The organism is Shimia sp. (genome assembly GCF_041624275.1).
Taxonomy (GTDB): Bacteria; Pseudomonadota; Alphaproteobacteria; order Rhodobacterales; family Rhodobacteraceae; genus Shimia.
In genome coordinates this window covers 1-10,576 of record NZ_JBFJVE010000106.1, presented here as the reverse complement: position 1 = coordinate 10,576, position 10,576 = coordinate 1, and the positions used below count along the sequence as shown (strand labels likewise).

Here is a 10,576-nt window from a genome sequence, read left to right as displayed (position 1 = left end):
CAGCGCGCGCGGATTACCGGCGGCTGCTGGCGGTGCTTTACGAAGAGGGCTATTTCGGCCCCACCATCTCCATCCGCATCGACGGGCGCGAGGCGGCGTTCCTGCCGTCGCTTCAGCCATTGCGCAAGGTCGACCGCGTCGCGGTTCAGGTCGCGCCCGGCCCCCGGTTCCACTTTGCCCTCGCGCGGCTTGCGCCCCTTGCTCCGGGCACGACGGTCGGCGGCGGGTTTCAACCCGGCGAGCCCGCCGGGACCGGGGCCATTTCCCTTGCGGCCAGCCAGGGCGTGCAGGGCTGGCGCGAAGCCGGACATGCCAAGGCGCGCATCGGCGCCCAGTCGATCACCGCCGATCACCGCGACCAGACCCTTGATGTCGACATCGTGCTTGCGCCCGGGCCACGGCTGCGGTTCGGGGCGCTTCATCTGGACGGGAAGACGGCACTTTCCGACGAACGGCTGCGCCGCATCGCCTCGCTGCCCTCGGGAGAGACCTACCACCCCGACGAGCTCGAGAGAATCGCCCGGCGACTGCGGCGCACCGGGGTGTTCCGATCTGTCACCATCTCCGAGGCCGACACAGCGGGGCCCGACGGCACGCTGGACATCGAGCTGCGTGTCGAAGACGACAAGCCGCGCCGGCTTACCTTTGGCGCCGAGCTCGAATCGCGCGACGGCCTGTCGCTGAGCGCGACCTGGCTGCACCGCAACCTTCTGGGCGGCGGTGAGCGGTTCCAGATCGACGCCGAGGCGGCCGGCATCGGCGGACAGGGCGACAACGCCGAACTGGCCCTGCAAGCGGCGCTGACCCGCCCGGCGACGCTGCGCCCCGATATCGACTTCGGCCTGAGCGCCGGTCTGCTGAGTCTGGACAACGACATTTTCAGGACCGAGAAGCTGGCCCTGACCCTTGGCCTGACCCGAACCCTTTCCGAACACAGCACCCTCTATGGCGGGCTGCTGCTCGAGGCAAGCAACGCCGGCGACGATTACGGCGACCGGCAGTTCCGCACCCTCGGCCTGCCGCTGCGCGCGATCCGTGACCGCCGCGACGACCGGCTGGACCCGACCCGGGGCAGCTATGTCAGGGCCGAGGCGATGCCCTACGCCAGCCACTTCGACGGCGCGCCGGGCCTGCGGCTGACGGGCGACATGCGGGCCTATCGCAGCCTCGGTTCTGACCGCGTCGTCGTTGCCGGCCGGTTGCAGTACGGCAGCGTCTTCGGCCCGGGCCTGTCCGAAACCCCGCCCGACTACCTGTTCCTGTCGGGCGGCGGCGGCACCGTGCGCGGCCATCTCTACCAGTCGGGCCTGGTCACGGTCGGCGGCCGGCGCAGCGGCGGCCTGTCGTTCCTCGGCCTGTCGGGCGAATTGCGCGTCCGTGCCACCGACAGTGTCTCGGCAGTCGCCTTTTACGATGCCGGCTTCGTCGGCAGCACATCGGATATCACCGGGGCCGGGAACTGGCATGCCGGGGCCGGGATCGGGCTGCGCTATCACACCAGCATCGGCCCCATTCGCGCCGACATCGCGCTGCCGGTCTCGGGCGGCACCTCGGGCGGCGCACAGCTTTATGTCGGCATAGGGCAGGCCTTTTGATGCGCTGGCTGCTTCTGATCCTCTGCCTTCTGGCCCCGCTGGCCGCCAGCGCCGCCGAAGACGACAAGGGCCGCCTGACGCGATTTCTCGAAGACAGCCTGTCGGGTGCCGGACGCGAGGTGGTGATCGAAGGTTTCGAAGGCGCCCTCAGTTCGCAGGCCAGAATGCAGTCGCTGACCATTGCCGATGCCGACGGGGTCTGGCTGACGCTCGGCGATGTCGAGCTGAACTGGAGTCGCGCCGCGCTGCTGGAGGGCCGGATCGCGGTGGAGACACTGGCCGCCAGCGAAATCCGGATCGCCCGAATGCCGGTCTCGGAACCGGCTGCGCCGCGCCCCGAGGCGGGCGCGTTCACGCTGCCTGCCCTGCCGGTGAGCATCGAGATCGGCAGCATCAAGGCCGGGCGGGTGGTTCTGGGGGCATCGGTTCTTGGACAGGAAGCCACCCTCTCGGTAAGCGGCAGCCTGAGGCTGGCCGATGGCGAGGGTGCCGCCCGTCTCGACATCCTGCGTCTTGGCGGGCCGCACGGGATCATCCGGGTCGATACCGCCTTCGCCAATTCCGATCGGGTTCTCATGGTCGATCTGGCACTTGAAGAAGGCCCGGACGGCATCCTTGCCAATGCGCTGGCCCTGCCCGGCCGCCCCTCGGTTCATCTTGAAGTCACCGGAACAGCGCCGCTGGATTCCTTTGAAGCGGCGATTCTGATGGATACCGGCGGCACCCGGCGGCTGAGTGGCTCGGTCGGCACCATGCTGGTCGACGAACTGGACGACAATGCCGTGACCACCGGCCGATCGCGGCTGTTCGAGGCTGACATCGCCGGCGACCTTGCGCCGCTCTTTGCCCCCGAACACGGGGCCTTCTTCGGCAAGGAAGTGGTCCTGACCACCCGCGCCCGCGCCCTCAGCGACGGTCGCCTCCGCCTTGAGCAACTCTTGCTCGAGTCGCGCGCCCTGCGTGCCGCCGGCGAAATGACCCTCGCCGCAGGCGGTCTGCCCGAGCGGATGGCGCTGGACATTTCCATCGCCGACCCGCAGGCCGACAGTGTCCTGCTGCCGGGATCGGGCGGGATCCGCCTTGCCGACGCGCGGCTTGACCTGCGCTATGACCGTGACAGGGGCGACGGATGGGAATTGCGCGGCCGCCTGAACCGTCTGCGCGGCGCAGATCTGGCCATCGCCGCGATCGACCTGTCGGGGACCGGCGCCATCCACCATTTCGACCGCCCCGATCTCAGCGCCATCCTGTCGCTCGAGGCCAGCGGGATCGCCCCGGCCGACCCCCGCCGCCCCGAGATCGCCCGCGCCCTCGGCACCGAGGCAAGGCTGGACACTTCGTTGTCGTGGCGTGCCGGAGAGGCGCTGAAGCTTCACCGCCTCGGCCTGATCGCAGGCCGCAGCACGGCGACTGCGTCGGGCGAGGTTTCGGGCCTGCCGACGGCACCGGCTCTCGCCGGCTGGGCCGAGGTCGACATCGCCGATCTGGCCATTGGCGACCCTCTCGCCGGGCGCCCCCTGCGCGGCGCGCTGAAGGCCCGGATCGACGGCAATTGGCAGCCCCTGACCGGCGCTTTCGACGCCACGGTTGCGGCTTCGGCAGACGGGCTCAGAACCGGCGAGGCCATCGTCGATGCGCTGGCCGGGCCGAAGACCGCGCTGACCCTGTCGCTGGAGCGCAGCACCTCGGGGCTGAACCTGCGGCAGTTCGAACTGCAAAGCGCGCTGCTCAGGGCTTCGGCCACCGCCCATCTCAGCACCGGCGGCGGCACCGCCGATCTGGCGCTCGATCTGGCCCGTATCGAGACCCTTGCGCCCGGTCTGTCGGGCTCTGCCTCGGTTCGCGCCTCGGCAAGGCGCGAGGGGGCCGGCTGGCAGGTGGCGCTGGACGGCACCGGCAGCTCGGGCGTCGCCCTTGCCGCAAAAGGCCGGGTTCAGGGCGATCTGCAGGGCGCGAAACTTGCGCTGACAGGCAACCTGCCGCTGGCGTCCCTGAACGCCATGGTTCAGCCCGCCTCGCTGCGGGGGGTGGCGGCGGTCGATCTGCTGCTTGACGGTCCCTTTGCCCTGTCCAGCCTCAGCGGCAGCCTTCGGGCGTCGCAGGCGCGGCTGGCCCTGCCCAGCTACCGTCTCGCGCTGGAAGGGATCGACGCCACGATCGGCCTGCGTGATGCAACCGCCAGCGTCGATCTGACCGGAGCGGTTGCCACCGGCGGGCGCGTCCGGATCGGTGGGCAGGTGGGGATGAAGGCCCCCTATGCGGCCGATCTCGATCTCGAGCTGCAAGGCGCGCGCCTTCTCTACCAGAACATGCTCGAAACGGTGCTTCTGGGGCAGATCGCACTCGACGGGCCGCTGGCTGGCGGCGCGCTGATTTCGGGCGAAGTCCTGTTGGAAAACACCGAAATCCGGGTCTCGGGCACCGGAATCGACGGCGGCGAAGCGATTCCCGAGATCGGCCACCGCCACCAGCCCGCCCCGGTCTTCCTGACCCGCAAGCGCGCCGGTGTGGTGGTCGCAAAGGCCGCCCCCACGGGCCGCAGGGCCCTGCCCCATACGCTGGACCTGAGTATCCGTGCCGACAACCGGGTCTTTGTGCGCGGGCTCGGGCTCGACGCCGAATTCGGCGGCGCCCTGACCCTGCGCGGCACCACCGACGCCATCGTGACCTCGGGCGAATTCACACTGTCCCGCGGGCGGCTCGACTTTCTGGCCAAGCGGCTGACCCTGACCGAGGGCCAGATCCGTCTGCTGGGAGGTTTCGAACCCGACCTGCGCCTGGTCGCCGAAACCCGTGCCAGCGGCGCCAGTTTCGAAATCCTGCTGCAGGGGCGCGCCAGTGCCCCGAGGCTCTCGATCCGCTCCTCACCCGACATGCCCGAGGAAGAGGCGCTTTCCTACATTCTCTTCGGCGAGGATATCGCCGAGATTTCCGCCTATCAGGCCGCCGAACTGGCGGCTGCGGTGGCGGCGATGCGCGGTCAGGGGGCCGGCGGACTCCTGGCCCGCCTGCGCAGCGGGATCGGGCTGGATGATCTTGACATCACCACCGACGAAAGCGGCCGCACCGGGCTCAGCGCGGGCAAGCGTGTCAGCGACAATCTCTATACCGAGATCGGCGTCGACGATCAGGGGCAGAGCTCGATCAGTCTGAATCTGGATGTGAGCCCGAAACTGACCATTTCGGGCAGCGTGGATTCCGATTCCAATACCGGCATCGGCCTGTTTTACAGAAAAGACTACTGACCAAAGAAAACGCCCGGAGAATCACTCCGGGCGCTCTCGCGGTCAGGTCATCGGCCTTAGTCGATGATGGCGTTCAGCGTCGCGCTGGGGCGCATCACCTTGGCTTTCAGCTCGACGCTGGGGCGGAAATAGCCACCGATGTCGGCCGCCGGGCCCTGCGCTGCGGCCAGTTCGGCCAGAATCGCGGCTTCGCCGTCGGCCAGCGCCTTGGCGACCGGCGCGAATTCCGCCGCCAGATCGGCATCGTCGCCCTGCGCGGCCAGCGCCTCGGCCCAGTAGCGCGCGAACCAGTAGTGGCTGTCGCGGTTGTCGGGCTCACCGACCTTGCGGCTCGGGCTGCGGTTGTTGTCGAGGATGCCCTGGGTCGCGGCTTCGGCGGCGCGGCCCAGAACGCCGGCCTTGGCGTTGCCCTGGCTGTCGGCGAGGAAGTTCAGCGATTCACCCAGCGCGCAGAACTCGCCCATCGAATCCCAGCGCAGGTGGTTCTGCTCGACCAGCTGCTGCACGTGTTTCGGGGCCGAACCGCCGGCGCCGGTTTCGAACAGCCCGCCGCCCTGCATCAGTTTCACGATCGACAGCATCTTGGCCGAGGTGCCCAGTTCGAGGATCGGGAACAGGTCGGTCAGATAGTCGCGCAGCACGTTGCCGGTGATGGCGATGCTGTCGGCACCCGAGGTGATGGTCTTCAGCGACTGGGCGGTGGCTTCGCGCGGCGCCATGATCTGGAACTTGTCGGCGACGCCGGCGGCTTGCAGCGCCGGTTCGACGTATTTGATCAGCTCCGCGTCATGGGCGCGGTTGGCATCGAGCCAGAAGATCGCCTCCGATCCGGTCAGGCGCTGACGGTCCATCGCCAGCTCGATCCAGTTCTCGATCGGCGCCTTCTTGGCGGTGCAGGAGCGCCAGATGTCTCCGGCTTCGACGTCATGGCTGTGCAGGGTCTCGCCATTGGCCAGAACGATGCGGATCGCACCGTCGGCCGGGGCTTCGAAGGTGGTCGGGTGCGAGCCGTATTCCTCGGCCTTCTGCGCCATCAGGCCGACGTTGGCCACCGATCCGGCCTTGGTCACGTCGAGCGCGCCATTGGCCTTGAAGAAGTTGATGGTCTCGTCATAGACGGTCGAATAGCAGCGGTCGGGGATGACACAGTTGGTGTCGCCCTTGGCGCCGGTCTCGTCCCAGCCCTTGCCGCCGGCGCGGATCACCGCCGGCATCGAGGCGTCGATGATGACGTCCGAGGGCACATGCAGGTTGGTGATGCCCTTGTCGCTGTCGACCATATACATGCTGGGGCGATCCAGCGCCGCGATTTCGGCCTTGATCTCGGCGGCGTTGTCCAGCGAGTCGATGGCGTCCAGAACCGCGCCCAGACCCGAGTTCGGCGACCCACCGGCGGCCGCGATGGCGGCGCCGTGCTTGTCCCAGACCGGGCCCAGCCAGGCCTTGACCGCGTGACCAAAGATGATCGGGTCCGAGACCTTCATCATGGTGGCTTTCATGTGCAGCGAGAACATGGTGCCGTCGGCCTTGGTGTCTTCGATGGCCTCGGCCAGGAAAGCGCCCAGCGCCTTGGCCGACATGAAGGTGGCATCCGCGACGGTGCCCTCGTCCAGCGTCCAGCCGTCTTTCAGCACGGTGACCGAACCGTCCTTGGCGACGAATTCGATCTTGGCGTCGCCGGCCTGATCGGCCGAGATCGTGGCCGACACTTCGTTGGCATAGAAATCATTGCCCGGCATCGATGACACTTTGGTCTTGCTGTCCGCCGCCCATGCGCCCATCGAATGCGGGTTGTTCTGGGCGTAGTTCTTCACCGCCTTGGCCGCGCGACGGTCCGAGTTGCCCTCGCGCAGAACCGGGTTCACGGCCGAGCCCTTGATGGTGTCATACTTGGCGCGCACGGCTTTTTCTTCGTCGGTCGACGGCTCTTCGGGGTAATCGGGAAGGGCGTAGCCCTGGGCCTGAAGCTCTTCGATCGCCGCCACCAGCTGCGGCACCGAGGCCGAGATGTTGGGCAGCTTGATGACATTGGCCGCCGGGGTCTTCACCAGCTCGCCCAGTGCCGCCAGCTCGTCCGACTGGCGCTGTTCTTCGGTCAGGTTCTCGGGAAAGGTCGCGATGATGCGACCGGCCAGCGAAATGTCCGGGGTACCAACGGTGATCCCTGCCGCAGAAACGAATTTGCGGATGATCGGAAGAAACGAAGCCGAGGCCAGCTCGGGCGCTTCGTCTACAATGGTATACAAAATGTCGGGGTTGGTTTTCTCGGCCATTTTATCCCTACCTTTCAGCGATTGAGGAAGTTCAGGTGACGTCAGTAGCAGGGCTACCAGTTCTCGAAATTTAGTTGCACGACCTCTTTGCAGTCGCAGCAACGCAACATATGCCGCCCCTTTAAAACAATGCCACGGAAAATTCAATTGATCCCTGCGCATTATCGCAGGGGCATGATGCCACGGGGTTGACCGCACCCCGGATGTCCCGCGCAGCGGTCCGTCGATCGCCCCCGGTGCCACCGGATCGGCCGGCAAATCCGCGCCGCAGTTGCAACCGGGGTGGATATGAGGGTAACTTGTCGCCCGAACGAGCGGCCCCATAGCACCGTATTTCGGGCATAAAAAAGTCAAGAATTCCGGCGAAATCCCGCGTAGGGCCATGAGGTAACGAGCAACGCATCGGGCAGTACCGCTGCCGGGCAGAGGAAGAATTCATGAAGAAAGCACTTATTACGGGCGTGACGGGTCAGGACGGATCGTATCTGGCGGAATTTCTGCTGGAGAAAGGCTATGAGGTGCACGGCATCAAGCGCCGGGCCTCGTCGTTCAACACCCAGCGCATCGACCATATTTTTCAGGATCCGCACACCACCAATTCCCGGTTCAAGCTGCATTACGGCGATCTGACCGACACCTCGAACCTGACCCGCATCCTGCGCGAGGTTGAACCCGACGAGGTCTATAACCTCGGTGCGCAAAGCCATGTGGCCGTCAGCTTTGAGGCGCCGGAATATACCGCCGACGTGGATGCCACCGGCACCCTGCGCCTGCTCGAGGCGATCCGCTTCTTGGGGCTCGAGAAGAAGACCCGGTTTTACCAGGCGTCGACCTCGGAACTTTACGGTCTGGTGCAGGAGATCCCGCAGACCGAGACCACGCCGTTCCACCCGCGCTCGCCCTATGCGGTGGCCAAGATGTACGCCTATTGGATCACCGTGAACTACCGCGAAGCTTACGGCATGTATGCCTGCAACGGCATCCTCTTTAACCACGAGAGCCCGCGCCGGGGTGAGACCTTCGTGACCCGCAAGATCACCCGCGGTCTGGCCAATATCGCCCAAGGGCTCGAGCCCTGCCTTTACATGGGCAATATCGACGCGCTGCGCGACTGGGGCCATGCCAAGGACTACGTGCGCATGCAGTGGATGATGCTGCAGCAGGACGAGCCCGATGATTTCGTGATCGCCACCGGCGTGCAATATTCGGTGCGCCAGTTCATCAAGTGGTCGGCGGAAGAGCTGGGCATCACCCTGCGCTTTGAGGGCGAAGGCCTCGAGGAAGTGGGTATTATCGAGGCCATTGAGGGCGACAATGCCCCGGCCCTGTCGGTGGGCGACGTGATCCTGCGCATCGACCCGCGCTATTTCCGCCCCGCCGAGGTGGAGACCCTTCTGGGGGATCCGGCCAAGGCCAAGGCCAAGATGGGCTGGGTGCCGGAGATCACCGTGCAGGAGATGTGCGCCGAGATGGTGGCCGGCGATCTGAAGGATGCGCGCCGCAACCGCCTGCTGCGCGAGCACGGGCTGGAACTGCCGGTCGCAACCGAGAACTAGGGGCGCATCATGGCCAAAAACGGAACCCTTCTGCTGACCGGCGGCTCGGGCATGGTCGGCAGGAACATCCTTGAACATCCCCTGGCATCCGACTGGCAGATCCTCGCCCCCTCGTCGGGCGAACTGGACCTGACCGATTCACATGCGGTCAGCGCCTATGTCGAGGCGCATACTCCCGACCTCGTGGTGCATGCCGCCGGTCAGGTGGGCGGCATCCAGGCCAATATGGCGCAACCGGTGGCCTTTCTGGAACGCAACACCGCCATGGGGCGCAATATCATCATGGGTGCCTATCAGGCCGGGGTCAGGAATTTCCTCAATCTCGCCTCGACCTGCATGTATCCCCGCGCTGCGCCCAATCCGCTCAGCGAAGAGATGATCCTGACCGGCGAGCTGGAGCCCACCAACGAGGGCTATGCGCTGGCCAAGATCATGGCGACGCGGCTGTGTCAGTATATCCGCCGCGAAGACGCGGCGGCGCAGTACAAAACCCTGATCCCCTGCAACCTGTTTGGGCGGCACGACAAGTTCGACCCGAAGCATTCGCATCTGTTGCCCGCGATCATCCACAAGGTGCATTGCGCCAAGGTCGATGGCGAGGCCACGGTCGAGATCTGGGGCGATGGCACGGCGCGGCGTGAGTTCATGTATGCCGGCGATCTGGCGGATGCGGTGCTGCGCGCCGCGACAGACATCGAGAACATCCCCGACCTGATGAACACCGGGCTGGGCCATGACTACACGATCAATGAATATTATCAGACGGTGGCCGATGTGATCGGCTGGCAGGGTGACTTTGTGCATAACCTGTCCAAACCCGTCGGCATGAAACAGAAACTCAGCGCGACCGAGCGGCTGGCGACTTGGGGCTGGAGCGCCCCGACCTCGCTGCAGGACGGTATCGCGCAAACATATGAATTTTATCTCGAAGGAGTGACGAAATGAGCTTTCGCTACCCGCTGGCCACCTCGTCCTGGGACCAGAAGGAACTGGACGCCCTGCAAAAGGTGATCGCATCCGATCGTTATTCCATGGGCGCCGAGGTTGCCGAGTTTGAACGCCAGTTTGCGGCGCATTTTGGCTCGAACCACGCGGTGATGGTCAATTCCGGCTCGTCAGCCAACCTCTTGATGACCGCGGCGCTGTTCTTCACCAAGAACCCGGCGCTGAAGTTGGAACGCGGCGATGAAATCATCGTGCCGGCTGTCAGCTGGTCGACCACCTATTACCCGCTGAACCAATACGGGCTGCATCTGAAATTTGTCGATATCGACCTCGAGACGCTGAACTATGACCTCGCGGCTCTGGAAGCGGCGGTCACCGACAGGACGCGCGCCATCATGGTGGTGAACCTCTTGGGCAACCCCAATGATTTTGACGCCATCACCCGCATCATCGACGGGCGCGAGATCGTGATGATCGAGGACAATTGCGAATCCATGGGCGCCCGGTTCAACGGCAAAGAGGCCGGCACCTTTGGCACAATGGGCAGCTATTCCTGCTTTTTCTCACACCATATCTCGACCATGGAAGGCGGCATGGTGGTGACGGACGACGAAGAGCTCTATCACGTCATGCTGGCCCTGCGCGCCCACGGCTGGACCCGCAATCTGCCCAAGTTCAATCATGTCACGGGCGAGAAATCGGATGATCCGTTCGAGGAAAGCTTCCGCTTTGTGCTGCCCGGCTACAACCTGCGCCCGCTGGAAATGTCCGGCGCCCTGGGCATCGAACAGCTGGCCAAACTGCCGGGCCTGATCAAGGGCCGCCGCGCCAATGGCACCCTGGTGCAGCAGCGCCTGGGCAACCACCCCAAGTTCATGATCCAGCGCGAGATCGGCGAGGCCAGCTGGTTCGGCTTCTCGCTGGTCATCCGGCCCGGCAGCGGCCTGAACCGCGCCGATCTG

General features: G+C 65.6%; 6 protein-coding genes. 5 read left to right on the top strand and 1 reads right to left on the bottom strand.

The window, feature by feature from the left end; genetic code table 11:
* The coding region (locus tag ABZD10_RS09665; protein WP_372886130.1) for an autotransporter assembly complex family protein at nucleotides 1-1,595 on the top strand (1,595 nt) is incomplete at its 5' end.
* Nucleotides 1,595-4,840: a translocation/assembly module TamB domain-containing protein gene (locus ABZD10_RS09660; protein WP_372886128.1), complete on the top strand. Its 3,246-nt coding sequence runs from the start codon at nucleotides 1,595-1,597 to the stop codon at nucleotides 4,838-4,840. The genes ABZD10_RS09665 and ABZD10_RS09660, both read left to right, overlap by 1 nt.
* A 56-nt stretch (nucleotides 4,841-4,896) precedes the next feature.
* On the opposite strand, the gene ABZD10_RS09655 is transcribed toward ABZD10_RS09660, so the two are convergent.
* A complete protein-coding gene (locus ABZD10_RS09655) occupies nucleotides 4,897-7,113 on the bottom strand; it encodes an NADP-dependent isocitrate dehydrogenase (protein WP_372886126.1) in 2,217 nt (738 codons plus the stop codon).
* Nucleotides 7,114-7,550: 437 nt separating this feature from the next.
* On the opposite strand from ABZD10_RS09655, the gene gmd reads away from it, so the two are divergent.
* The 3 genes from gmd to ABZD10_RS09640 form a co-directional block, all read left to right on the top strand.
* Nucleotides 7,551-8,669: a GDP-mannose 4,6-dehydratase gene (gmd, locus tag ABZD10_RS09650; protein ID WP_372886124.1), complete on the top strand. Its 1,119-nt coding sequence runs from the start codon at nucleotides 7,551-7,553 to the stop codon at nucleotides 8,667-8,669.
* Nucleotides 8,670-8,678: 9 nt separating this feature from the next.
* Nucleotides 8,679-9,614 (top strand): GDP-L-fucose synthase family protein, encoded by a 936-nt coding sequence (locus tag ABZD10_RS09645; protein WP_372886122.1) that lies wholly within the window; start codon nucleotides 8,679-8,681, stop codon nucleotides 9,612-9,614.
* Nucleotides 9,611-10,576: DegT/DnrJ/EryC1/StrS family aminotransferase (locus ABZD10_RS09640; RefSeq protein WP_372886120.1), on the top strand; the 966-nt coding region annotated here is incomplete at its 3' end. The genes ABZD10_RS09645 and ABZD10_RS09640, both read left to right, overlap by 4 nt.